The organism is Cryobacterium lactosi (assembly GCF_004403945.1).
Classification (GTDB): Bacteria; Actinomycetota; Actinomycetes; order Actinomycetales; family Microbacteriaceae; genus Cryobacterium; species Cryobacterium lactosi.
In genome coordinates this window covers 1-24,287 of the sequence record NZ_SOHM01000025.1, presented here as the reverse complement: position 1 = coordinate 24,287, position 24,287 = coordinate 1, and the positions used below count along the sequence as shown (strand labels likewise).

The window sequence follows — 24,287 nt, the reverse complement described above, 5'->3', positions numbered from 1 at the left end:
CGACATCTGTCAATATAGACGATTCACGGCAACATCGGCATCCGGGGCCGATCCGTCACGCCCTGGACGCCTCCTGTTCAACGTCCGTTCACCTGGCGACGAGCGCCGGACACCATATTAGAAATCGATGAACGTCGATATACTGGAGGGGCTGGACGTGCCCGACAGTGTGTCTTGTCACCCGGCGGATCAGAGGCTCCCATGACGACCATCCAGATCTTCGAACCGGGCCTGTGCTGCGGCACCGGCATCTGCGGGGTCGACGTCGACCAGCAGCTTGTGACGGTGTCGGCAGACATCGACTGGGCGACCTCGGCCGGTGGCAACGTGCGCCGGTTCAACCTCGCCCAGGAACCGCTCGCATTCGCCGAGAACGAGACCGTGCGCAGCTTCCTGCACACAGTGGGCCAGGAAGGACTGCCGGTCACGATGGTCGACGGTGCCACCGTGCTCACCGGGCGCTACCCGTCCCGCCCCGAACTCGCCAGGTGGGCCGGTCTGGGCGCTCCCGCGGTCGAGGACCGGCCGTCGCTGCTGGCGTCCGCCCAGCCCGCGGCCACGCCCGACGCAGCCGATGCCGGCTGCTGTGGCGGCGGGGCGGGCGAAGGCTGTTGCTGATGCCGCTGGGCACCGACACTCTTCCAGGCACAGACAGCCTCACCTCCCCCGCCTTCCTGGCGGATGCCCCACGGTTTCTCTTCTTCACCGGCAAGGGCGGCGTGGGCAAGACCTCCATCGCCTGCGCGAGCGCCATCCGGCTGGCCGAGGGCGGCGCATCCGTGCTTCTGGTCAGCACCGACCCGGCTTCGAATGTCGGCCAGGTCTTCGGTGTCACCATCGGCAACACCGTGACGCGGATTGACGCCGTGCCCGGGCTCGCTGCGCTGGAGATCGACCCGGAGCAGGCCGTCCAGCAGTACCGCGAACGCATCGTGGGCCCGGTCCGTGGCCTGCTGCCCGCCGCAGAAGTCGCCTCGATCGAGGAGCAGCTCTCCGGCGCCTGCACCACCGAGATCGCCTCGTTCAACGAGTTCACCGACCTGCTCACGGATGCCGCGTGGACCGCCGCGTACGACCACATCGTCTTCGACACCGCACCGACCGGGCACACCATCCGGTTGCTGCAACTGCCCGGCGACTGGACCGACTTCCTCACCACGGGCAAGGGCGACCCGTCCTGCCTGGGCCCGCTGTCCGGCCTCGAGAAGCAGCGCGCCGTGTACGCCCAGGCTGTGGATGCTCTCGGTGATCCTGAGCGCACCCGGCTGGTGCTCGTGGCCCGCGCCCAGCAGTCCACTCTCGCGGAGGCCGCGAGAACCCACGGTGAACTGGCCGCCATTGGCATGAGCCGTCAGTACCTCGTCGTGAACGGGGTGCTGCCGGGCGAGAATGCCGACCCGCTGGCCGCCGCCATCCGCCGACGTGAGCGGCGCGCTCTCGACGCCCGCGACCCGGCCTTGGCTGCGCTGCCCACCGGCTACCTGCCCCTGATGGCCGCGAATATGGTGGGCCTGCCCGCACTCCGCAGCCTGCTCCCCCGCGACGGCACCGCCGTGGGCATGGACTCTGCCGCCGAGCTGCTCACGTCCGGACCAGATGCCCCCGTGCACAGGGGCAACTCGTCCGATGCGGCGCAGCTCGGTGCCGTCGGCCTCTCGACCCTGGTCGATCAGATCGCCGCCGACGACCACGGCCTGGTGATGCTGATGGGCAAGGGCGGTGTGGGCAAGACCACCATGGCCGCCGCCGTCGCCGTCGCCCTGGCCGAACGCGGCTTTGCCGTTCACCTGACCACGACAGACCCCGCCGCGCACCTGACCGACACGCTCGACGGCGAGCTCACCAACCTCGAGGTTTCCCGCATCGACCCGGCGGTGGAAATCAAGCGTTACACGGAGCACGTCCTGGCCACCAAGGGCGCCCGCCTCGACGAGCAGGGCCTGGCCATGTTTCGCGAGGACCTCCGGTCGCCGTGCACCGAGGAGATTGCCGTCTTCCAGGCCTTCTCCAGGGTGACCAGGGAAGCCAGGAACAAGTTCGTGGTGCTCGACACCGCCCCCACCGGGCACACCCTGCTACTGCTGGATGCGACGGGGTCCTATCACCGCGAGGTCGCCCGTCAAATGGGCACCACGATGCACTTCGTCACCCCGATGATGAAGCTGCAGGATCCGGCCCAGACCAAGGTCCTTCTGGTGACCCTGGCCGAGACCACCCCGGTGCTCGAGGCCGCCGGGCTGCAGGAGGACCTGCGTCGAGCCGGTATCGAGCCGTGGGCGTGGATAGTGAACAACTCGATCGCGGCGGCGGCACCGACCTCCCCGTTGCTTCAGCGCCGTGCGGCCAACGAACTGCCCGAGATCGACGCGGTGCACCGATACGCTGCCCGCACGATCGTGGTTCCGCTGCTGGCCGTCGAGCCGATCGGCATTCCGGCCCTGGCCGGCCTGTCGGGCCGTTAACGCAAAAGTCCCGGTCTCTTTCGAGACCGGGACTTTTTCTTGTTGCGGGGGCAGGATTTGAACCTACGACCTCTGGGTTATGAGCCCAGCGAGCTACCGAACTGCTCCACCCCGCGCTACAAGAACTAAGTTACCACAGTTCTCCAAGCCCCTCGAATCGGCCCCTCCCCCCGGGCGAGTCGCACTCGGTCGGGTCCGGCATCGGTGCCTGGCACACAGAACGCGGGTGGTGCGACCGGGGTTTCCCCGGCGCACCACCCGCGTGGGATGGAGCTGGTGACTACTGCCCGATCAGCGTGAGCATGCTCTCCACGGTGTCGGAGAGCTTCTTGTCGGCGACTCCGAACGCGGCCAGGTCGTTGGCGGCCAGGGCCGCCTGCTTGTCGGCGATGGCTTGCTTCGCCTGGGCGAGGAGAGTCTGCAGCTGGGCGTCGACTTCCGGGTTGCCGGTCTCGGTCGACGGCACTGTCGTGTCGCCGTCGGTTCCGGGCTCGGTCGGCGTCTCGACGGCCGGCACGTCGGTGTCGCCGGCGTTAGCACCGGATTCACCGCCGAAGAGCACGTTGAGCGCGGTATCCAGGGTGTCCTCGAAAGCGATCTGGTCGCCGAAGGCCACCAGGACCTTCTGCAGCAGCGGATAGCTGGTCTCACCGGTGGACTGCACGTAGACGGGCTGCACGTAGAGCAGACCGCCACCGACGGGGAGGGTCAGCAGGTTTCCGTTGAGCACAGTGGACTGGCCCTGCTTGAGCAGGTTGAGCTCGGCGGAGATCGTGGGATCACCGTTGAACTTGGCCTGCACCTGGCCGGGGCCGGGCACCGTGATGTCGTTCGGCAGGGTCAGCAGGCGCAACTTTCCGTAGCCGTCCGCACGTTCACCGTCGGTCGCACCCGCATCCGCGTCTGCGGCAAGGTACCCCGTCAGCACGTTTCGGCTGGTCTCACCGGACGCGTTCGGGATGAACGTCGAGTACAGCGAGTACGACGGTGCTTCCTGGCCGGGCATCTGCATCGTCAGGTAGTACGGCGGCTGCAGGGTCGTGTTCGTCGACGGCGACACCGGGTCGTTCGGCGTGGTCCACGCGTCGTCTTCGGAGTAGAACGAGCCCGGGTCGGTCACGTGGTACTTACCGAGGACCGAACGCTGCACCTTGAACATGTCGGCCGGGTAGCGCACGTGGCTCATCAGGTCGCCGCTCATCTCGCTCATCGGCTCGACGGTGGTCGGGAAGATCTTCTGCCACGTCTGCAGCAGCGGGTCTTTCTCATCCCAGGCGTACAGGGTCACGGAGCCGTCGTAGGCATCCACTGTCGCCTTGACCGAGTTACGCATGTAGTTGATGTTGTCCAGCGCAAAGGGCTGTTCGGGCGTCTCGGTGTCGGCAATGGCATCGCTGAGGCTCACCGCGGTGGAGTACGGGTAGCTGGCCGAGGTCGTGTACGCGTCGACAACCCACTTGATCCGGCCGTCAACGACGGTCGGGTACGGGTCGGAGTCGAGCGTGAGGTACGGGGCAACCTTCTGCACCCGGGTGATCGGGTCACGGTCGTAGAGGATCTGCGACTCGTCGTTGACGGCGTTGGCCAGGAAGATCTGCTCGGATTGGAACTTGAGCGCGTAGATCAGCTTGTTGAACGGACCGCTCAGGCTGGGGCCGCCCTCTCCGCTGAAGGTCGTGTAGGTCTGCTGGGCGCCGTCCTCGCCGGACGGGTAGTCCAGCTCGACCGGGTCACTGCCCTCGGGGGCACCGACGATCGAGTAGGTCGGCGAGGTCTCACCGAAGTAGACCCGCGGCTCGAATTCGCCCAGGGCTCCTGAGGTGGGGATGCCGTTCTCCAGGAACACCGGCTGGCCATCGGCCGAGCGCTGGTTGCCGTAGGCGGCGACGACGCCATAGCCGTGCGTGTAGACGACCGAGGAGTTGACCCAGGTCTCGCTGCTCAGGCCGCCGAGGTCGAGGTCACGCACGGCGACCACGGTGTCCTGGGACTTGCCGTCGATCGTGTATCGGTCCACATCGAGGTTGGCGGGGAACTGGTAGTACTGCTTGAACTGCTCGAGCTGGGCGAACGCATCGCTGACCAGTGCGGGGTCCAGAATACGGATGTTGGCCGTGGTCTCGGCGTCCGCGCGAAGCGCACCTGGGGTGGCCTCTGTGGTGGCTGTGTAGGGGATCTCTTCCACGTCGGCGACGCCGTAGGCGTCCCGGGTGAGGTCGATGTTGCGCTGGATGTACGGGGCCTCGAGGGTCTTGGCGCTCGGGTCCACCTGGAAGCGCTGCACGACCCAGGGGTAGAGCGAGCCGATCAGGAGGCTGCTCACGATGAGCAGTGCGGTGCCGATCACCGGCAGGCGCCAGCGACCGATGAACGCGGTGACCAGGAACAGGATGGCGACGAAGATCGCGATGCCGGCCAGGATGGCGCGGCCGGGGATGGTGGCACTGACGTCGGTGTAGCCGGCGCCGGTGATCAGATCGTTGGCCTGGGTGAGGGTGGAGTACTGGTCGAGCCAGATGCTCACGCCCTGCAGCAGCAGGTAGATCGCGGCGGTGACGGCGATCTGCACGCGCGCGGCCTTGGCCACGAAGACCTCACGGCCGGTGATGCGGATGGCGCCGTAGAGGTACGAGGTGGCGAGGGCGACGAGCGCGGAGATGAGCACCACCGCGGAGCTGAAGGCCAGGAGTGACTGGTAGAACGGCAGGTCGAAGAGGTAGAACGACACGTCGAAGCCGAACTGCGGGTCGGTGGTGCCAGCCTCGGTGCGGTTGAGCCACATCAGAATGGTCTGCCAGTGTGTCGCGGCGGCGACACCGGCGAACAGGCCGAGCAGGGCGGGGATGCCGTACATCGCGAGCCGGCGCAGCGGCTCGATGACCTGCTGGTAGCGGTCGACCTGCGAATTGAGCTTGGCGTAGACGGGGCGCAGGCGGTAGGCGAGCTGGATACTCACCCACACCGGTACGGCCATGCCGAGGAACCCGATGACGAACAGGACCGCACTGGCGATCCACTGGGTGGTCAGCACGCTGAGGAATCCGAGTTGGTCGAACCACAACACATCCGCGTACAGCCCGGCGAAGATGAAGAATAAGATCACCAGCCCTGCGATGATCGCTGCCGTGATGGCGAGCGGGGCACGGCTCCGGCGTGGAGCGTTTCCGGCGGATGATGTGGTCACGAATTGGCCTCTTGCTCTGATAGATCGGGGGTCAGACCCTCATTCTATGCAAGCCTCCTCAGGGCAAACCCCCAGTTCGCTGAGGGCTCGCCCAGAAGCAGCCCTGCTATCAGCCGGCTGGGCAGGTCGGCAGGTCGCCGATATCGGCTCCAGTGCGGATGGCATCCAGTGCGGCCAGGGACTCGTCCAGGGTGCTCACGGCCAGTACGGTCAGCCCGTCTGGAACGTGCCCCGTGACCTCGTCACAGTTCGCCGTTGGCGCCAGGAACCACTCCGCACCGGCTTCTTTGGCCCCGAAGAGTTTCTGGCGGATTCCGCCGATGGGGCCGACGGTGCCGGACTGGTCGATGGTGCCGGTCCCGGCGACATCCGCCCCGCCCTGGATCGACCCGGGGGTGAGCTTGTCGATGATGCCCAACGCGAACATCATGCCCGCGCTCGGTCCGCCGACCTTGTCGAGCTGGATGTTGACGTCGAACGGGAACTTGTAGTCCGACTTGACGTTGATGCCGAGCACCACGTTGCCGTCGATGTCGACGGGTGCGACCTCGACGCTCTGTTCGGTGCCGTCGCGGTTCAGCCCGATGGTAACAGGGGTGCCGGCGCCGCTGGCCGTCAGCGCGGTCCGCAGCGCCGTGATATCCGCCACGGTTTCGCCGTTGACGGACTCGATGAGGTCTCCGGCCTGGATCAGCCCCTCGGCCGGGGCGCCGTCGGCCAGGGACACGACGCTCAGTTCGGTGGGGTAGTCATAGCCGAGGCTGGTCAGGGCTGCGGCGATGGCGTCCTGCTGGGAGTTGACCATGGCGACCTGGTTCTGCTCATCGCGCTCCTCGGTGGTGACGTCGGTCGGGAAGACCGACTCAAGCGGCACCACGGCCTGGCTCGGGTCCAGCCAGGCTGCCGCGACAGTCAGCCAGTTCAGCCGGTTGTCCGGGTTGCCGAGCACGGAGACGGTGAGGAGGTCGAGGCTGCCCTCGGTCGGGTACACGGTCTCGTCGGGGATCGTGATGAGGTCGGTCTTCTCACCGTCGTTTTCGGCCGAGCCCAGGGTGTTGTACACCGGACCCGGCCTTTCCACGACGTACGGCGACGGTACGACGGCCAGGGTGAGCCCGGTGACCAGCGCGATGCCCAGTACCACCCAGCCGGTGCGGGAACCCCGGCGGGGTCGGTCGGCGCCTGAATGCGGGTCAGCGGTGAAGAGGGCCACCAGGCTCCTTAGAAGGATGAACGAGAAGTACGCGGCCTGTTCGCTACAGGCGACAACGCAAGAACCCAGCGTAGGTCATTTCCCAGTTCTAGCCGGGGTTCTCGGGCTAGCGTAGAGGCACGCAACTGAGAGGTGCCTGAAGTGGCCGATGACTCCCGACCCGACGAGGGTCAGAATCCAGAAGACGAATTCCGGGACATGCTCCGGGACATCCTGTCCGGCAAATCGTCGATCGACCCCGGCCAGTTGGCCGGCGCTGCCGGGCTTCCCAACGACCCCGCGAGTGTCGCGGCCCTGATGAGCCAGTTGCAGGGCGCCCTGAAGGGCGGCGGCGACGGCGGCATCAACTGGGACATCGCCCTTCAGCAGGGCCAGGAGCGCGCCGCCGCCGGAGCGCTCAGCACGACCGATGCCCAGCGAGCCGAGCTCGAGCAGGCCTTCCACATCGCGGCGCTCTGGTTGGACGATGTGATCAACGTTGCCGAGCTCACCGTCGAACCTCGCCTGATGACCCGCAGGGAGTGGGTGAGCGCCACCATGCCGCTGTGGAGCCAGCTCTCCGAACCTGTGGCCACCAGCATCTCGGATTCCCTCACCAACGTGCTCACCGAGCAGGCCCCCGAGGAGCTCAAGGGCATGCTCGCCGGCGCCAGCCAGATGATGCGCAGTCTCGGCGGCACCCTGTTCGCCATGCAGCTGGGCCAGGTTGTCGGCCAGCTTGCCAGCGAGGTCGTCTCCGGCGGCGACATCGGCATCCCCCTCTTCGGCGATCAGCAGGCCGCCCTGCTCCCCCAGAACGTCGCCGAATTCGGCGAAGGCCTGGATGTGCCGGCCGACCAGGTGCAGATCTACCTCGCCGTGCGCGAGCTCGCCCACGCCCGGCTGTTCAGGCACTCCCGCTGGTTGCGTCTGCACATGATCAGCTCGATCACCGATTTTGCGCATGGCATCACCATCGACACCGAACGCCTGGAGTCCCTCGCCGAGGGCTTCGACCCGTCGAACCCCGAGGAACTGCGCGACGCCATGGTGAACGGCTCGCTGATCCCGCCCAAGTCCGACGCCCAGCTGGCCGCGCTCGGTCGCCTCGAGACCATGCTCGCCCTGGTCGAGGGCTGGGTCGACGTGGTCACCCTCGAGGCCACCAGCCGGTTGCCGCGCGCGGATGCGATCAACGAGACCGTCAAGCGCCGCCGGGCATCCGGTGGCCCCGCCGAGTCGGCTTTCGCCACCCTGGTGGGCCTGGAGCTGCGCCCCCGCCGGCTGCGTGAGGCTGCCGCGATGTGGCAGGCGGTCACCGACGCCGTGGGCAACGAGGCCAGGGACGCCCTGTGGGCGCACCCCGACATCCTGCCGACGTCTGCGGACCTCGACGACCCGCAGTCGCTGGTCGCGCGGCTCACCTCCACAGCCAAGGGTGAGCCACCGGTGCTGGACGACGTCGACCAGGCCCTGGCCGACCTCCTCCGCGACGACAACCCCGACCGTCCCCACGAGGCGTGACTCCCCCTCGCGAACTGTGAGTTAAGCACCCAAAACGGGCGTTTTCCGGTGCTTAGCTCACGGTTCGCGAAGTAGGGCGAGGGCGGTGTCCTCGTCGGTGATCAGAACCGTGCAGAGGCCGCTGAGCACAACGGAGCGCGCGATCGCGTGCTTGCGCGGACCGCCGATCACGGCGATGGCGGTCTTCGCCCGGCGCAACTGCTCCAGCTGGATGCCGAAGGTGCGTTCGTCCAGCGCAGGGTCGACGATCTGGCCCGCGCTGTCGATGAACCTCCCGACCACGTCGCCGACGGCCCCCTTGCGTACGAGCTCGGCCACCTGCTCCGGCGTGAGGTACCCGCTGTCGACGTGGGCAGAGTCCTCGTCGGCCTGGCCCGCGCTGAACAGGTAGGCCGAGGCCGCTGAGCCCATCTCGAGCACTGCCGCGACCGAGCGGTCGGAGGCGATGGCCTGCTTGGTCTCCATCCGCTCCAGGATGGCGGGACTTGGCAGCAGGGTGAACTGACCTGCGCCCTTCTGGGCGATGCTCACGGCGGTGGCTGCGGCCGTTCCCGGGCGGGCATTCAGGCTCACGCCGCCGTTGATCTGCACCACGTTGACGCCGCTGGCCCAGCCGGGCTTGAGCTGCACCGAAATGTCGTACAGGGTGCGGCCCCAGCTGATCCCGAGAGTGCGCGGCACCGGGCGCAGGGCGGTGAGGTAGTCCGCGGCCGCCTGCGCGGTGCGCTTGTGCAGGTCGAGCTCGTCGACGACTCCGGCAGTGGAGACCACGATGGCGTCGGTGAGGCCCGTGGCTTCGCGCAGCTGACGTTCGATACCGAGACGACGCGCGCGGGGATGCACGATTTCGATACGTATGAACCCGTTGGCCTTGGCTTGGGCCAGCAGCCTACCGACCTTCCACCGGGTGAGCCGGAGGATCGTGCCGATCTCGTCCTGGGTCTTGTCTTCTTCGTAATACAACTCGGCCGCCCGAATGGAGCGCAGTTCGTCGATGTCGGTCATTCGCTGGTGCCTTCCCACGTGGCCCTAGCGTAAGTGGAGTTCTCCGACCGGGACAACACTCGTTGCAGATCTTGCTCATATGAGCAGCGGCTACAGGCGGTGTCGGCGATCCAGATCGTCCTCGAGCAGGTGCGGGCGGGCGATGACGGCACCGGCCACGGTGACCGCGAGCGCCGTGCCGATCAGGAACAGCAGCGGCGCCGTCCAGCCCCCGGTGACCTCGTGCAACAGGGCCACACTGAGCGGGCCGATCGCGCCGAGCGTGTAGCCGACGCTTTGCACGAACCCGCTCAGGGCCACCGACCCGGCATGGGTTCGGGTACGCAGGTTGATCAGCACCAGGACGAGGGGGAACAGCAACGGTCCGAGGCCGGCCATGACCACCCAGAGCCAGGTCAGCGTGCCGGGGGCCAGGAGCAGTCCCAGGTCGCCGATCAGGAAGACCGCGGCGCCGAGGTACACGAGGCCCGCCACGTTTTTCATCCGGGCGGTCAGCCAGGGAATCAGCAGGGCACAGGGAATCCCCATTGCCGCGTACACCGAAAGCAGGGTGCCGGCCTGCGCGGGGGTGACGCCGGCCGTGTCGATGAGCAGCTGCGGCAGCCAGGCGAACATCGCGTAGGCGTTGAGCGACGATGCCGCGAAGACCACGGCCAGGGCCCAGGCGATCGACGAATGCCAGATCCGGCCCACCAGCGCCGGTTCGGCCTCCTCGACGACTGTGCCGGGAGCCACCTGCACCCTGTGCCGCACGAACATGGTGACCCAGGGCACGAGGGCGACCAGCACCGGCAGCAGCCAGAGGCCGAGGGACACCCGCCAGCCGGCGGCATCCGCCACCGGCACCGCGATCAGCGGGGGGAACAGGGTGCTCAGCGACAGCATCGTGACGTAGAGCGACGTGACCAGGCCGATCCGGTCGGGGAAGTACTTCTTCACCAGCGGCGGCAGCAGCACGTTGCCCACGCCGAGGCCGGCGAAGGTGACCACACTCCCGATCACCAGGACCGGGAGAGAGCCGGCCAGGCCGCGGGTGAGGTGCCCGATCATCATCGCGGTGAGGGCGAGCACAAGAACGTTCTCCAGGCCGAGCCGGCGCGTGTAGACCGGGGTGAAGATGCCGAATACGGCGAAGCAGACCGGCGGCAGCATGCCGAGGATGCCGATGGCCGTTGCGCTCAGCGGAACGTCGGTGGAGATCTGGCTGACGATGGGCGAGAGTGCCGCGACGGCGGTGCGCAGGTTGGCGGCGACGAGGACGATGCCCAGCAGCGCCAGGGTTCGCCCGGCCCACAGGGAGCGGGGCGAGGTGGCTGACACTCAGCAAGTCTAGGCTGGACGGCATGGCAGAATTCGCACGACTCCTCCCCCTCAGCTTGCGGAGCGTCGGCAATGAATCCGGAGTCAACGCGCGCTGGTCCGGGCATCTGGCCGCCACCCTCACGGCCATAGCCGATCTGCTCGCCGGGCTGGCTCCCGAGCAGTGGGAAGCGCAGAGCCTGTGCGCCGGGTGGCGGGTGCGCGACGTCGCCGGGCACCTGGTCTGGCGGCTGGGCAGCAGCAAACGTGAGCTCCTCGGCAGCGCCACCCGCGCCTACGTCGGGCACCATCTGCGCCCGGCGCGCGCCATCGAGGCCGTCAGCCGGGCCGCTGCAGCGGCCGAGCCGGACCAGCTGGTGCTCCGGCTGCGCGAAATCGCCGCAGCCAGGGCGGCCACGGGCCGAGGCGGCATCACCGACCTGACCGAGGCCGTGGTTCACGGCTTGGACCTGGCGCATCCGCTGGGCCTGACCCTGCCCATTCACCCCATGGCCGGCGGTGCGGTGGCGCTGCGACGCAGCCTGATCGCGCCTACCGAGATCAAGGCCGTGCTGCGCACCCGCCGGCTGGTGGCGACGGATGCCGAGTGGAGCGTCGGCCATGGCACCCCGCTCCGCAGCACCGCGCCGGAACTGATCCTGTTCCTGTTCGGCCGCGGGCCGTTGCCCGCGGACACGCCGGAGCAGATACCGCCGGTGCAGCCGACCGTCTGACCTGGCGCCCGACCGGCCCGTTTATCCCAGCGGGAGGTTCAGGATCGCGCGGGTCTTCACCACGTCGTCCTGCATCTGCCGGATCAACGGCTCAATGCCGGTGAAGGCGACCATGCCGCGGATGTGCTCGACGAAGGCGACCTCGACGACGTGGTCGTAGAGGTCGATGTCCTGATCGAGCACGTACGCCTCAACCTGCTTCTGCGGCACACCGTCGAAGGTGGGGTTGTTGCCGATCGAGATGGCGGCCGGGTAGCGCTCCCCGTTGTCGGTGAGCCAGCCGGCGTAGACACCATCCGCGGGGATCAGCCCCTCAGCCTCTGGCGAGAGGTTCGCGGTGGGAAAGCCGAGTTCGCGACCTCTGGCCGCGCCGTGCACCACCACTCCGCGCACTCCGGGGGTGTGCCCGAGCAGGCGGGTCGCGGCCCGCACGTCACCGGCGGAGAGCAGCTCGCGGATCCAGGTGGACGAGACCCGGCGCTCCCCGTGCGGCATGACGTCGTCGATGAGGCGCACATCGAAGCCGTAACGGTGGCCGAGTTCGGTGAGCAGGTCGGCGTCGCCGGCACCGCGGGCGCCGAACCTGAAGTCCCGCCCCACCATCACGTGGCGAGCGTGCAGGGTGTCCACCAGGATGCCGCGCACGAAGTCCTCCGGCGGCAGCGACGAGAGCGCGGTGTCGAAGGCGAGCACCAGGGTGGCGTCGATGCCGGTCTCACCGAGCAGGTCGAGCTTCTGCTGCACACTGACCAGTTCGGCGGGGCACTTGGCCGGGTTCAGCAGGGCGAGCGGATGCCGGTCGAAGGTGACGACAACGGCCGCCAGGCCCTCCCGGGTTGCGTGAGCCTTGAGCTCACCGATCACGGCGCGGTGGCCCGCGTGCACCCCGTCGAACTTGCCGATGCTGACCGCCGAGGCCGGCCAGTCGGCCGGAACGGCGCCGAGGCCGTTGAGCACCTTCATCGGCGCCTGCCTGGGCACGTTCGTGGGTGCGGTCCTGGCGGCGCTCACGCTGCGGCTCCGGTTCCGCCGGCGCGTTCGGGCGCATGGCGCGCCAACCACCACATGCCCAGGACCGGCAGCACCAGTGGGATGAACAGGTAGCCACGCCCGTACACCGACCAGACGGTGTCGTGCGGGAACAGCTGCGGGTCGACCAGGCTGAGGGTGCCGATCACCAGAACGCCCAGGAGCTCGAAGCCGATGGTGATCCAGGCGATCCGGTACCAGGCCTGACCCCGATTGATCAGGGCGATGGTGGCGACTATGTAGACCACGGCGGCGAGCGCCGACAGGGTGTACGCCAGCGGAGCCTCGTCGAACTTGCCGACGATCTGCACGAAGGAGCGACCGGTGGCGGCCAGGGCGAGAACTCCGTAGACCATGATCAGCACACGACCGATACCGGTCACCCGACCGGGTTTCGTCGTGCCGGTGGCGTTGTCTCCGGAGTCGGTCTTGAGCTCATTCATCGCTCAGTAATTATCGCAGCATCTTCGGGCCGAACGGTGCCGGGCGCGAACCTCGGCTCAGACGCCCTGCACGGTCCAGATCTGCAGCATCCGGTAGACCATGACCGCCACCGACAGGCAGACCACGCCGAGGATCACTGTGCTCCACCGGCTGCGGTCGATCAGCGCCCACACTCCCCCGAAGATCGGCAACAGGATGGCGCTGATCAGGTAGGTGTAGAACTCGAGCAGGCTGCCGGTGGCCTGGTTCCCGGTGAGGGGCGCGACGATGGCGACCACGAGTTGCCCGATCAGCAGCAGCTCGACCAGCAGCGTCGCCCCCATGCTGAGGTCGGTGGGTTTGCGGCCGACAAAGCCGAGGCCCAGGCAGAGCAGACCGGCGGCGGTGGCGACGGCCAGCTGCAGATAGGTGAACCACTCGATCACGATGCATCCTCCGGCGCGGCGGGCTCGGCGGGATCGGCCACAGTGACCGGATCAGCGGGGGCGTCCGGCGGGAAGTTCACGATCGACTTGGCCTGCCCGGCGCGGTATTCGACGAGTCCGACGAGCCGGCCGTGCGGGTCGACCGCGGCGACCGGGCCGCCGTCCACGGCGCCGGCCGGCGCGTCGATGCGCTTGCCCTGACCGAGATCGACGGCCTGCTTGTCGTCGAGGTCGAGCCTCTCGAACAGCCTGCTCGCGGCATCCGCCGGCCCGATCATGGCGCGGGCCACGTCGAGCTGGTCGAGCGGGTCGGCGTCCTGGATGCCGAACGGGCCGATGCGGGTGCGACGGAGGCTGGTGAGGTGCCCGCCGACACCCAGTTCGGCGCCGAGGTCTCGGGCGAGCGCCCTGATGTAGGTGCCCGAGGAGCAGACCACGCGCACCTCGAGGTCGAGGAAACCGTCGAGCGGGGTGCTGCTGACCAGCTCGAACTCGCTGACGGTGACCGGGCGGGCGGGCAGTTCGACGTCTTCGCCGGCCCGCACTCTGGCGTAGGCGCGTTTGCCGTCCACCTTGATCGCGCTCACGGCGCTGGGGCGTTGGCTGATCGCCCCGGTGAGCCCCCGGATGCCCGTGGTGATGGCCGCCGCGGACACCGCGGCGACAGACTCGGCGGGCGCGCGGGTGAGCTCCTCCCCCTCGGCATCATCGGTGGTTGTCGCCGCGCCCAGCCGGATGGTGGCCAGGTATTCCTTGTCGAGGCCGACCACGTAGGTGAGCAGCCGGGTTGAGCTGTTGATGCCGAGGATCAGCAGTCCGGTGGCCATCGGGTCGAGAGTGCCGGCGTGGCCGACCTTGCGGGTGTTGGCCAGGCGGCGGGTGCGGGCGACGGCGTCGTGGCTGGTCCAGCCCTGGGGCTTGTCGATCAGCACGAGGCCGCTGGTGGTGCTGCCGGGCTTGCGGCGGGGGGCGTTCACGGGAAATCCTTCTTGGCTGGGTCAGGCATGCTCTGCGGCCTCGGCTGCCGTAGCGCCGAGCACAACATCGAGCTTGCCACGGAACGTGCAGCGCATGAGTTCCTCGGCGTCGGGATCCTCGTCGAAGATGTCGGGCAGCCGGATGGCCAGCAGCGTGTTGAACAGCATCCCGTCGGCCAGGAACTCGCGGATGGCGTCCGGCGGGAAGCCGGCCTCGTCGCGCAGCATCCGGTAGATCTCGAGGAAACCTGCCCTGGCCTTGGCTCCGACGACCGGGTTGTGCCCGCTGATGAATGCCTGCATGAGCGAAAGCAGGATGCCGCGGTCTTCGATGAGGTCCACGTACGCGGCGCCGAGCCGTGCGGCCAGCAACTCCACCTCATCGTCGCCCGGTTCACGCGGTTCGGCGATGATCTGCCGGAAGCCGACGATCAGACGGTCCAGGGCGCGCGCCAGAACCTCCAGGAAGAGCTTCTCCTTGGTGCCGAACATCCGCACCACATAGGGCTGGCTGATTCCGGCCGCCTTGGCCACCTGGTCGGTGGTCGCGCCGGAATAGCCTCGCTCGCCGAAGACCACGCTGGCCGCCGCCAGGATCTGCTCGCGGCGTTCGGCGGCGGGGATGCGCTCGGTGGGCTGGGCGGCTGCGGTGCCGGATGTCTCGTTCACACTTGACAGGTTATCAGTCGATTACTACTCTCCTATCTTGTAATCATTCAATTACAACATCCTCTGTCTCCGTACCCGAAGGGACCTCCCATGATGACCACCGCCTCCACCCCACCGGTCGCCCGGCGCCTGAACCGGGTGCCCGTCTGGCTTGCCGTCGTCGCCGCGTCGCTGCCCATGTTCATGGCCACCCTCGACAACCTCGTGGTCACCAGCGCCCTGCCGGTGATCAATACAGATCTGAACGCCACCATCGAAGAACTGCAGTGGGTCGTCAACGCCTACTCGCTCAGCTTCGCCACCTTCATGCTGATGGCCGTCGCCATCGGCGACCGTTTCGGCCGCCGGTCGGTGTTCCTGGCCGGCATCGCCCTCTTCACCGCCGCATCGGCGCTCTGTGCGATGAGCGTCGAGCCGTGGATGCTGATCGCGGCCCGCGCACTCCAGGGCGTCGGTGCCGCGGCGCTCATGCCGCTCTCCCTCACCCTGCTCGTCGGGTCGGTCGCCGACCGGTTCCGGCCGGCGGCGATCGGCATCTGGGGCGGCATCGCCGGACTGGGTGTTGCGCTCGGCCCGCTGATCGGCGGCGCCGTGGTGGAGGGCTGGAACTGGGAGGCCATCTTCTGGCTGAACGTGCCGCTCGGCCTGCTGTCGATCCCGCTCGCGCTGATCGCGTTGCCCAATAGCTTCGGCGCCCGACTGCGCGCCGATGTGGTGGGCCTGGTGCTGGCCGGCGGCGGGGTCTTCGGGATCGTCTACGGCATCGTGCGGGGCAACGAGGCCGGCTGGACGAGCACCGAGGTTCTCACGGCGCTCATCGGCGGCGGAATCCTGCTGCTGGCCTTCGTCTGGTGGGAGGGGCGGGCATCCGCCCCGCTGTTGCCGCTGCGGCTCTTTCGTGACCGCAGTTTCACGGTGGCGAACCTGGTGGGGATCACGTTCAGTTTCGGTATCTTCGGGTCTATCTTCATCCTGATCCAGTTCCTGCAGATCGTGCAGGGCCACAGCCCGCTCGAAGCCGGCGTGATGACCATGCCGTGGACGCTGGCTCCGATGATCGTGGCACCGCTGACCGGGATGCTCAGCCCGAGAACGGGAACCAGGCTGCCGATTGTGCTGGGCCTGGCCCTGCTGGCCATCGCCATGTTCTGGGTGGCCGTCACGATGTCCGTCGACGTCGAATACGGCGAGCTGGTGGGCGCGTTCATCCTGGCCGGGCTCGGTATGGGGTTGGTCTTCGCGCCGAGCTCCACCGCCGTGCTGGCCAATATGGTGCCCGACGATCAAGCCAAGGCGTCCGGCACCAATTCCACCTTCCGAGAGATCGGCGTGGCGCTGGGCGTCGCGGTGCTCACCGCGGTGTTCACCGGCAACGGCGGCACGCTCACGCCCTCCGGGTACGTGGATGCCGCGGTGCCCGCCGTGATGGTCGGCGCCGGGGTACTCGCCGTCGCGGCGGTGATCGCCCTCGCGCTGCCGTCCGGCCGCCGGGTGGCCCCGACGCCGTCGACGGCCCCGGCCCCGGCAGACTCCATGCTCGTCGGCTAGTCCTGGCGACGCGGTGGGGCTCCTAGGCTGAGAGCATGCGAATAGCTGTGATCGGTGCCGGCGCCCTGGGCGGAACCTTCGCCACCCTGCTCAGCGCGGCGGGTCATGACGTCTCCGTCACGGCCCGCGGTGCCGGGCTGGCCGCGATCCGCGAGCGGGGTATCCGGCTTGAGGGCGGTTTCGGCCGGGCGGCGGCGCGCCCCACTGCCCTCGAACGGCTGGTCGAGACACCCGACCTGGCTCTGGTGTGCACCAAGGCACAGGATGCCGAAGAGGCGATCCGGGACAACGCCGCCGTGCTCGACGGTGCCGCGGTGATCGTCATCCAGAACGGCCTCGACGGTGTTGACACCGCCACGCGGCTGCTCCCGGGTTCGGACTGCTTCGGCGCCCTCTCGATCATCGCCGCCAACTACACCGAGCCGGGCCTGGTCACCGTCACCACGGCCGCGCCCACCTACCTCGGCCGGGGCACCGGACCCGCCGACGCGGCCACCAGGCACTGGCAGGAGGTGCTCGCCGGGGCCGTGCCCTGCCGCACCATCGACAACTTCGTCGGCGCCCAGTGGACGAAGCTGGTCGTCAACATGCTGAACGCCCTGCCGGCGATCACCGGGCTGAGCGTGCAGAGCGTGGTCGCCCACCGGGGGCTGCGCCGGGTGATGACCCTGAGCATGCGGGAGGCCGTGCGGGTGGGCATGCGTCGCGGCATCCGCTTCGGTGCCATGCAGGCGCTCGACGACGTGCGGCTGCGGCTCTTCTCTCTGCTGCCGGCCTGGGCCGGGCAGGTGCTGCCGCTGCGGATGCGCGCCCGCATGGGCACGGTACCCAACCTGGGTTCGACTCTGCAGAGCGTCACTCGCGGCCAACGCACCGAGGTCGACTTCCTCAACGGCGCTGTGGTGCGGGAGGCCGCCGTGGCCGGCATTTCCGCGCCGGTGAACCACCGGCTGACCGCCCTGGTCCACGAGGTCGAGCAGCGCGGGTCGTTCCTCGGCCCTGATGAGGTTCTGGCGCGGTTCAGCAGGAGTCGCTGAACACCCGCTGGGGCAGATGCCGCTGGCTGAGGTCGATGACGGCCGACACCACCTGGCGAGGCCGTTCCTCCTTCTGGTAGAGGTAGTCGGCCTCAGAGGTCGCTTCGCTCTCCAACAGGATGCGGTAGTTCCAGGCGTCCCGCAGCTCGCCGCGGTTGATGAACTCGCCGTCGATCACCAGCATCGCGTCGGCCGGAGCTGTGGTCCACGTCGGTTCGATCCAGACATCCCGGTCGGGGTCGAAGACCTGGGTGACAAAACCTGTGCTGCCGCCGAGGCGGAACGGTTCGAGCAGCACCCGGCGCAACGCCGAATAGTCGTAGCCGTGCCGGTAGTGGCGCTCCGGGGTGTCGGCACCGAACCGGGCGGCGTCTTCACGGGAGCGTTGGAAGTAACGCAGCGACGCCCGGAAGGCGGGGGTTCCGGCTTCGTCGAGCACCGCCGCCAGGTCGTCGGCGAAGGCGGTGCGCGCGGCGGCGTCGGCGCCGTCCACGGCGACGATCACCCTCCCCCGGCCGTTCAGGTTGAGGATCTCGGCCGCGAGGGTACGCAGGTACTCGACGCGAGGAGTGGAAACGAGCTTCATGAATCGAGCCTAGGTTAGAACCGATGAACGTCACAGCCCACAGCGCGGCCCCCGTCGACAGTGCCGCACTCGAGAGTGCCGCAGCCGAGACTGCACCCGCCAGTCCGGACCTCAGCCGCAGCATCAGTCTCTGGTTCGGCGAGAACGCCCGCGACCTGCCCTGGCGGCGAGACGGGTTCAGCGCTTGGGGCACCCTGGTGAGCGAGTTCATGCTGCAGCAGACCCCGGTGAACCGGGTGATCCCCCGCCTGAGCGAATGGCTCGAGCGGTGGCCGACTCCGAAGGACCTGGCCAGCGTGCCGCCCGGTGAGGCCGTTCGGGCCTGGGCGAGCCTGGGCTACCCGCGCCGGGCGCTGTGGCTGCACGCCGCCGCGGGGCAGATCACCGAACGGCACGGCGGCATCGTGCCTGAGGACGTCGACGACCTACTCGCCCTGACCGGGATCGGCGACTACACGGCCAGGGCCGTCGCGGCGTTCGCGTATGGCCACCGGCATCCGGTGGTCGACACGAACACCCGACGGGTGATCGCCAGGGCCGTGACCGGCCAGGCCGAACCTGCGCCGCCCAGCCGCGGCCGGGACCTCGAGGCGATGTCGGCGCTGCTGCCCGCAGAACCTGCCGCGGCAGCGGTGTTCAACGCGGCCATCATGGAGCTCGGGGCCATCGTCTGCACCAGCCGCAGCCCACGCTGTGCGGTCTGCCCGATTCAGGATGCATGCGCCTGGCGGGCGGCCGGCTACCCGGCATACGACGGGCCGAAGAAGGCCGTGCAGAAGAAGTTCGAGGGCAGCGACCGGCAGGTGCGCGGGCTGATCATGGCCGAGTTGCGTGCCACGCATCATCCCGTGACCGATGCGGAGATCGAGGGCCTCTGGCCGGATGCCGTGCAGCGCAGCCGCGCCTTGGCCGGCCTCCTCGCGGACGGCCTCGCCGTCACGACCGAACCCGGGATGTACGCTCTTTCCCAGGGGTGACAACCCCGCGTTCTCTCCAACAGAAATGGTTTCGATGAAGAACTGGGCCGGCAATGTCGAGTATTCAACCGACGACGTCAGGCATCCCGCCACGACGGCGGAGGTCTCGGCCATCGTAGCCGCGGCCGACTCCGCCGGTGGCCGAGTGAAGGCCCTGGGCTCGAGGCACTCGTTCTCCACCATCGCCGACACCGCGGGCACCCTGGTGGCGCTGGACCGCCTGGATGCCCCGCCCACGCTGCAGTTCGGCGACGACGGCGCCCCGGTGAGCGTGCGGGTCGGCGCCGGCAGCACCTATGCCCAGGTGGGCGCCTATCTGGCCGACCAGGGGTTGGCCCTGCCCAATCTCGCCTCGCTGCCGCACATCTCGATCGCCGGCGCGATCCAGACCGGCACGCACGGTTCCGGCGTCCGCAACGGGTCGCTGGCGTCGTCGGTGCTGGCTTTGGAGATCGTGCGGGCGTCCGGCGCTGTCGAGGTCGTCGGGGAGCACGACGCCGATTTCGCCGCCTCGGTGGTGGGCCTCGGTGCCGTGGGCATCATCACCGCCGTGACCCTGCGGGTGCAACCGCACTTCCAGATCTCCCAGTACGTGCACCAGGGACTCTCCTGGACCGCCGCCCTGGCCAACTGGGCCGCCATCATGTCCAGTGGTTACAGCGTCAGCGTGTTCACCACCTTCCAGGGCGAGAACACCCACCAGGTGTGGTCGAAGCGTCGACTCGATGTGGACGGCCCCGAGCTGGACCTCGCCGCCCTGGGTGCAACGGAGGCCACTGTGGCGTTGCATCCGCTGCCCGGTGTCGCCGCAGACAGCGTGACCGGCCAGCTGCGCGAGCCCGGTCCGTGGAACGAGCGACTGGCGCACTTCCGGAGCGAGTTCCAGCCCAGCCACGGTGAGGAGATCCAGTCCGAGTACCTGATTCCGGCCGAGCACGCCGTCGCCGCGATCACGGCGCTGCGCGCGATCGGCGACCGCATCGCACCCCTGCTGCACATCTCCGAGCTCCGCAGCGTGGCCGCTGACACCGCCTGGCTCAGCCCCAGCTACGCCCGTGACTCGCTCGCCATCCACTTCACCTGGAAGCCGGTGCTGCCTGCGATCCTCGCGGTGCTGCCCCTGATCGAGCACACGCTCGAGCCGTTCGCGCCCCGCCCGCACTGGGGCAAGGTCGCCACGATGTCCCCGGCCCGGCTCCGCCGTGCCTATCCCCGCCTCGATGATTTCGCGGCACACGTGCGCCGGGTCGATCCCGACGGACGCTTCGAGAACGCCTACCTGAAACGAGTACTGTCCCATGACTGACGCCGCCGTCGCCACCGGTACCCCCACCAGCACGGATGCGCCGGTGCTGCCGCGCTCCGGCCTGCAGTACACGATCAGCCACGGCGGCTACTCGGCCACGATCGCCAGCGTCGGAGCGAGCCTGCGCGAGCTCACCTGGCACGAACGCGACCTCGTGGTGCCGTTCGCCGCCGACGAGGTGCGGCCCGGCTACCGGGGTGCCGTGCTGGCGCCCTGGCCCAACCGGGTTGTCGACGGCACCTACACCTTCGACGGCGTCGACTACCAGCTGCCGCTCACCGAACCCAGCCGCGCGCACGCCCTGCACGGCCTGGTCTGCTGGGCCGACTGGACGCTGCAGGCCCGATCGAACGATTCCGTGACCCTCGGCACCACCATCGTGCCCAGCGACGGCTACCCGCATCGCATCGCCCTCCTCGCCACCTACAGCCTCACCGACCACGGCCTCACCAGCACCGTGACCGCGGAGAATCTCGGCGCGGCCACCGCCCCGTACGGCACCGGCCCGCACCCCTACCTCGTGGCCGGCCCCGGCACCGTCGACGACTGGACGCTCGAGTTCCCCGCGGCCAGCTACCTCACGGTGACCCCGGACCGGCTCAGCCCCGTGGCCACCGTGCCGGTGGAGACCACGCCGGAATTCGACTTCCGCACCCCCCGTGCGATCGGCGACACCTTCATCGACCACGCCTTCACCTCGATCGCACGTGAAGCGGATGGGTCGGCCGGCGTCACACTGAGTAGCCCGGCCGGCACCGGAGTGCGCATGAGCTTCGGCGCCGAGCTGCCCTGGCTGCAGGTGCACACCGCCGACCGTCCCGCGCCGGAGCGCAGCCGGATCGGTCTGGCCGTCGAGCCGATGACCTGCCCGCCTGACGCCTTCTCCACCGGGGAGGACCTGGTGCTGCTGGCCCCCGGCCAGTCCCACTCCGCCGCCTGGACCATCGCGGCCACCGAGGCCTGACGCCGAGTTACCGCAGAAGCACCCATCGCGCCCGTCGAAGGGGAATTCAGCGGCGATTCGCGGCATCCTGCTGCGCTCAGAGGAAGCAAAATGCCCCTTGACACCAGGTCAAGGGGCATTCTGAAGCAACTCGTTGCCGGGCTGCCGAGGGCTACTGAGCGTCGGGCTCCGTCGGGGCGACGTGACGACCGGTGTGGGCCGGGGCAGCCTCCACCTCGTCTTCGTCGGAGTCGTCTTCGTCTTCGTCGTCCTCCACGTATTCGCGGGGCTTGACGTACGGGTCCTCGTCGCCGGCGTAGACGGCCGTACGGGCCATCTCGTCGACCTGGGTGTCGCGCTCGCGTGCTTCACGGAGCAGGTCGTCGATGAGGGCGGCGTTCTCCGGGATGCCGTCGGCGATGAACTCGATCGACGGGGTCAGTCGCGCGGTGATGTTCTTGCCCACCTCGCTTCGGAACATGCCGGTGGCGGCCTTGAGGGCTGCGGCGCTGTCCTTGCGCTCCTCTTCGGAGCCGTAGACCGTGTAGAACACCGAGGCGTGCTGCAGGTCGCCGGTGACCTTGACGTCGGTGATGGTCACGAAGCCGAGCCTCGGGTCGCGGATGCCGCGTTCGAGCCGCTTGGCCACGATGACCTTGATGCGGTCCGCCATCTTCCTAGCGCGTGCCGGATCTACCATGTCGAACTCCTATAAACCTAAAAATTACGGGGTACTTCTTAANGCTCTTAAGCCCCCCCCCCCCCCCCCCCCACCATCGAATTGACGCTGGCATTTCTCAGGGACTGGGGCGGAGCTCGATCCCCCCTAAAAAGGGAATCGGGGTAGGGGTCCCCGCTCTTCCCTTTTTAGGGGGGATCGAGCGGAGACCCCTTGCCACCATAGCTATTAGCTACGCGGCTTTTCCTTCAATTCGATCGTCTCGATCTCATCGCCGATCTGGATGTCATTGAACTTACCAAGCCCAATACCGGCCTCGAAGTCCGTACGGACCTCGGTGACGTCATCCTTGAAGCGACGCAGCGACTCGATGGCGAGGTTGTCGCCCACAACGATGCCGTCGCGGATGACCCGCGCCTTGGCGTTTCGCGTGATCGTTCCCGAACGCACGATGACACCGGCGACGTTTCCGAACTTGGACGAGCTGAAGACCTCGCGGATCTCGGCGATACCACTCTGCACTTCTTCGAACTCGGGCTTGAGCATTCCGGTGAGGGAAGACTCGATGTCCTCGAGCGCGTTGTAGATGACGGAGTAGAAGCGCACGTCCACGCCTTCACGAGCCGCACGTTCGCGCGCCTTCGTGTCGGGGCGAACGTTGAAGCCGATGATGATGGCGTTGTCGACGGTGGCGAGGTTGACGTCGCTCTCCGTGACAGCACCGACACCGCGGTGGATGATGCGCAGCTGAACGGAGTCGTCGACCTCGATCTTGAGCAGCGACTCTTCCAGGGCCTCAACGGCACCGGAAACGTCACCCTTGATGATGAGGTTGAGCGATTCGACCTTGCCCTCTTCGAGTGCACGGGTGAAGTCCTCGAGGCTGATGCGCTTGCGGGCCTTGGCCAGCAGGGCGTTGCGCTCGGCGGCTTCGCGCTTCTCGGCGATCTGACGCGCGGTGCGGTCTTCCTCGATGACGAGGAAGGTGTCACCGGCGCGGGGAACGCTCGAGAGGCCCTGCACCTGGACGGCACGGGACGGCACGGCGGCGAGCACGGGGTTGCCGTTCTCGTCGGCCATGGCACGAACACGGCCGTAGGCGGTACCGGCGACGATCGAGTCACCGACGTGCAGCGTTCCCGACTGGATGAGCACGGTGGCAACTGCACCGCGACCCTTGTCGAGCTTGGCCTCGATGGCCACACCGCGGGCATCCTTGTTCGGGTTGGCGCGCATGTCGAGTCCGGCGTCTGCGGTGAGCAGGACGGCGTCCAGGATCTCCTGGATGCCGACCTTGTTCTTCGCAGACACGTCGACGAACATGACGTCTCCGCCGTACTCTTCGGCGACGAGACCGAATTCGGTGAGCTGCTGGCGCACCTTCTGCGGGTTCGCACCGGGCTTGTCGATCTTGTTCACTGCGACCACGATCGGCACGTTGGCGGCCTGTGCGTGGTTGAGCGCCTCAATCGTCTGCGGCATGATGCCGTCATCGGCGGCGACCACGAGGATCGCGATGTCGGTGACCTGCGCACCACGAGCACGCATGGCGGTGAACGCCTCGTGACCGGGGGTGTCGATGAAGGTGATGGCACGTTCGATGCCCTCGTGCTCGGTGACGACCTGGTAGGCACCGATGTGCTGGGTGATGCCACCGGCTTCACCTGCGGCCACCTTGGCGTTACGGATGGCGTCGAGCAGCGCGGTCTTACCGTGGTCGACGTGACCCATGACGGTGACGACGGGAGGACGGACTTCAAGCTCTTCGTCGGTCTCGTCGGCCAGTTCCTGGTCGATGTCGATGTCGAAGGCGAGCAGCAGTTCGCGGTCTTCGTCGTCGGGCGAGACCATCTGGATCTTGTAACCCAGCTCGCTGCCCAGCACGTCGAAGGTGGCCTCGTCGAGCGACTCGGTCGCCGTGGCCATCTCACCGAGGTGGAACAGCACGGTGACCAGGTTGCCCGGACTCGCGTCGATCTTGTCGGCGAAGTCCGTGATGGAGGCACCGCGGCGCAGACGCACCACGGTTCCGCCGTCGCCACGGGGAACGCTCACGCCACCCAGCGACGGGGCCTCGCGCAACTCGAACTCGGCCCTCTTCGTCCGCTTGGACTTGCGAGCCTTGTTCTTGCCGCCACCGCGACCGAACGCACCAGCGGTTCCACCGCCGGGGCCACGGCCACGGCCGCCGGCGCCGCCGCCACCGGCGGGGCGGGGCGGGCCGAAGCCGGGCGCACCGGCAGGGGCACCCGGACGGGTGAAGCCGG

Annotated in this window: 21 protein-coding genes and 1 tRNA gene; 9 read left to right on the top strand and 13 right to left on the bottom strand. The window is 68.2% G+C overall.

Features of this window, described 5'->3' with window-relative positions; all coding sequences use genetic code 11:
* Nucleotides 1-201: 201 nt before the first annotated feature.
* Both arsD and arsA read left to right on the top strand, forming a co-directional pair.
* Complete coding sequence (arsD, locus tag E3T61_RS10715) at nucleotides 202-618, top strand: arsenite efflux transporter metallochaperone ArsD (RefSeq protein WP_134640854.1); 417 nt, start codon at nucleotides 202-204, stop codon at nucleotides 616-618.
* Entirely contained in the window at nucleotides 618-2,462 is a 1,845-nt protein-coding gene (arsA, locus tag E3T61_RS10710; RefSeq protein WP_134640853.1) for an arsenical pump-driving ATPase, read from the top strand. The genes arsD and arsA overlap by 1 nt, the downstream gene beginning before the upstream one ends.
* A 42-nt stretch (nucleotides 2,463-2,504) precedes the next feature.
* Here the strand turns inward: arsA and E3T61_RS10705 are convergent.
* The 3 genes from E3T61_RS10705 to E3T61_RS10695 form a co-directional block, all read right to left on the bottom strand.
* Nucleotides 2,505-2,578: transfer RNA gene (locus E3T61_RS10705), tRNA-Met, on the bottom strand.
* A 164-nt stretch (nucleotides 2,579-2,742) separates the two neighbouring features.
* Nucleotides 2,743-5,646, bottom strand: coding sequence for a UPF0182 family membrane protein (locus E3T61_RS10700; RefSeq protein WP_174777005.1), 2,904 nt, complete (start codon nucleotides 5,644-5,646; stop codon nucleotides 2,743-2,745).
* A gap of 109 nt (nucleotides 5,647-5,755) precedes the next feature.
* Nucleotides 5,756-6,859, bottom strand: coding sequence for a YlbL family protein (locus E3T61_RS10695; protein ID WP_134640852.1), 1,104 nt, complete (start codon nucleotides 6,857-6,859; stop codon nucleotides 5,756-5,758).
* Between the two features lie 141 nt (nucleotides 6,860-7,000).
* Between E3T61_RS10695 and E3T61_RS10690 the strand changes: the two genes are divergently transcribed.
* Entirely contained in the window at nucleotides 7,001-8,362 is a 1,362-nt protein-coding gene (locus tag E3T61_RS10690; protein WP_420898481.1) for a zinc-dependent metalloprotease, read from the top strand.
* Between the two features lie 57 nt (nucleotides 8,363-8,419).
* Here the strand turns inward: E3T61_RS10690 and E3T61_RS10685 are convergent, their stop codons facing one another.
* Together E3T61_RS10685 and E3T61_RS10680 are read right to left on the bottom strand one after the other, a co-directional pair.
* Nucleotides 8,420-9,367: a sugar-binding transcriptional regulator gene (locus E3T61_RS10685; RefSeq protein ID WP_134640851.1), complete on the bottom strand. Its 948-nt coding sequence runs from the start codon at nucleotides 9,365-9,367 to the stop codon at nucleotides 8,420-8,422.
* Nucleotides 9,368-9,457: 90 nt separating this feature from the next.
* Nucleotides 9,458-10,687: an MFS transporter gene (locus E3T61_RS10680; protein WP_134640850.1), complete on the bottom strand. Its 1,230-nt coding sequence runs from the start codon at nucleotides 10,685-10,687 to the stop codon at nucleotides 9,458-9,460.
* Nucleotides 10,688-10,710: 23 nt separating this feature from the next.
* Here E3T61_RS10680 and E3T61_RS10675 point away from each other — a divergent pair, with 23 nt between their 5' ends.
* Nucleotides 10,711-11,400, top strand: a complete 690-nt coding sequence (locus tag E3T61_RS10675) for a maleylpyruvate isomerase family mycothiol-dependent enzyme (protein WP_134640849.1) — start codon at nucleotides 10,711-10,713, stop codon at nucleotides 11,398-11,400.
* A gap of 21 nt (nucleotides 11,401-11,421) precedes the next feature.
* On the opposite strand, the gene E3T61_RS10670 is transcribed toward E3T61_RS10675, so the two are convergent.
* The 5 genes from E3T61_RS10670 to E3T61_RS10650 are packed head-to-tail and all read right to left on the bottom strand — an operon-like array spanning nucleotide 11,422 to nucleotide 14,944.
* A complete protein-coding gene (locus tag E3T61_RS10670) occupies nucleotides 11,422-12,363 on the bottom strand; it encodes a bifunctional riboflavin kinase/FAD synthetase (protein WP_134640954.1) in 942 nt (313 codons plus the stop codon).
* Between the two features lie 44 nt (nucleotides 12,364-12,407).
* Nucleotides 12,408-12,872: a hypothetical protein gene (locus tag E3T61_RS10665; protein ID WP_134640848.1), complete on the bottom strand. Its 465-nt coding sequence runs from the start codon at nucleotides 12,870-12,872 to the stop codon at nucleotides 12,408-12,410.
* Nucleotides 12,873-12,929: 57 nt separating this feature from the next.
* Nucleotides 12,930-13,298 carry a hypothetical protein gene (locus E3T61_RS10660; protein ID WP_134640847.1) on the bottom strand — a complete coding sequence of 123 codons (369 nt, stop codon included), beginning with the start codon at nucleotides 13,296-13,298 and terminating at the stop codon, nucleotides 12,930-12,932.
* Nucleotides 13,295-14,275: a tRNA pseudouridine(55) synthase TruB gene (gene truB, locus E3T61_RS10655; RefSeq protein ID WP_134640846.1), complete on the bottom strand. Its 981-nt coding sequence runs from the start codon at nucleotides 14,273-14,275 to the stop codon at nucleotides 13,295-13,297. Before truB ends, E3T61_RS10660 begins: the two co-directional genes overlap by 4 nt.
* A 21-nt stretch (nucleotides 14,276-14,296) precedes the next feature.
* The gene (locus E3T61_RS10650; protein ID WP_134640845.1) at nucleotides 14,297-14,944 is read right to left on the bottom strand and encodes a TetR/AcrR family transcriptional regulator; all 648 of its coding nucleotides are present in this window, start codon (nucleotides 14,942-14,944) and stop codon (nucleotides 14,297-14,299) included.
* Nucleotides 14,945-15,037: 93 nt separating this feature from the next.
* On the opposite strand from E3T61_RS10650, the gene E3T61_RS10645 reads away from it, so the two are divergent.
* Nucleotides 15,038-16,492 (top strand): DHA2 family efflux MFS transporter permease subunit, encoded by a 1,455-nt coding sequence (locus E3T61_RS10645; RefSeq protein WP_134640953.1) that lies wholly within the window; start codon nucleotides 15,038-15,040, stop codon nucleotides 16,490-16,492.
* A gap of 35 nt (nucleotides 16,493-16,527) precedes the next feature.
* Complete coding sequence (locus E3T61_RS10640; protein ID WP_134640844.1) at nucleotides 16,528-17,529, top strand: ketopantoate reductase family protein; 1,002 nt, start codon at nucleotides 16,528-16,530, stop codon at nucleotides 17,527-17,529.
* Here the strand turns inward: E3T61_RS10640 and E3T61_RS10635 are convergent.
* Nucleotides 17,513-18,115: a nucleoside/nucleotide kinase family protein gene (locus E3T61_RS10635; protein ID WP_134640843.1), complete on the bottom strand. Its 603-nt coding sequence runs from the start codon at nucleotides 18,113-18,115 to the stop codon at nucleotides 17,513-17,515. The two genes, E3T61_RS10640 and E3T61_RS10635, sit on opposite strands and share 17 nt — an antisense overlap.
* 23 nt (nucleotides 18,116-18,138) lie before the next feature.
* Between E3T61_RS10635 and E3T61_RS10630 the strand changes: the two genes are divergently transcribed.
* Genes E3T61_RS10630 through E3T61_RS10620 form a run of 3 tightly spaced genes read left to right on the top strand, consistent with a single transcriptional unit; the run spans nucleotide 18,139 to nucleotide 21,362 of the window.
* On the top strand, nucleotides 18,139-19,092 hold the full coding sequence (locus E3T61_RS10630; protein ID WP_134640842.1) for an HhH-GPD family protein: 954 nt from the start codon (nucleotides 18,139-18,141) through the stop codon (nucleotides 19,090-19,092).
* 34 nt (nucleotides 19,093-19,126) lie between these two features.
* Entirely contained in the window at nucleotides 19,127-20,398 is a 1,272-nt protein-coding gene (locus tag E3T61_RS10625) for a D-arabinono-1,4-lactone oxidase (protein WP_134640841.1), read from the top strand.
* Nucleotides 20,391-21,362, top strand: a complete 972-nt coding sequence (locus E3T61_RS10620; protein WP_134640840.1) for an aldose 1-epimerase family protein — start codon at nucleotides 20,391-20,393, stop codon at nucleotides 21,360-21,362. Before E3T61_RS10625 ends, E3T61_RS10620 begins: the two co-directional genes overlap by 8 nt.
* A 151-nt stretch (nucleotides 21,363-21,513) precedes the next feature.
* Here the strand turns inward: E3T61_RS10620 and rbfA are convergent, their stop codons facing one another.
* Both rbfA and infB read right to left on the bottom strand, forming a co-directional pair.
* The gene (rbfA, locus tag E3T61_RS10615) at nucleotides 21,514-22,041 is read right to left on the bottom strand and encodes a 30S ribosome-binding factor RbfA (RefSeq protein WP_134640839.1); all 528 of its coding nucleotides are present in this window, start codon (nucleotides 22,039-22,041) and stop codon (nucleotides 21,514-21,516) included.
* A 207-nt stretch (nucleotides 22,042-22,248) separates the two neighbouring features.
* On the bottom strand, nucleotides 22,249-24,287 hold a 2,039-nt coding region (infB, locus tag E3T61_RS10610; protein ID WP_134640838.1), incomplete at its 5' end, for a translation initiation factor IF-2.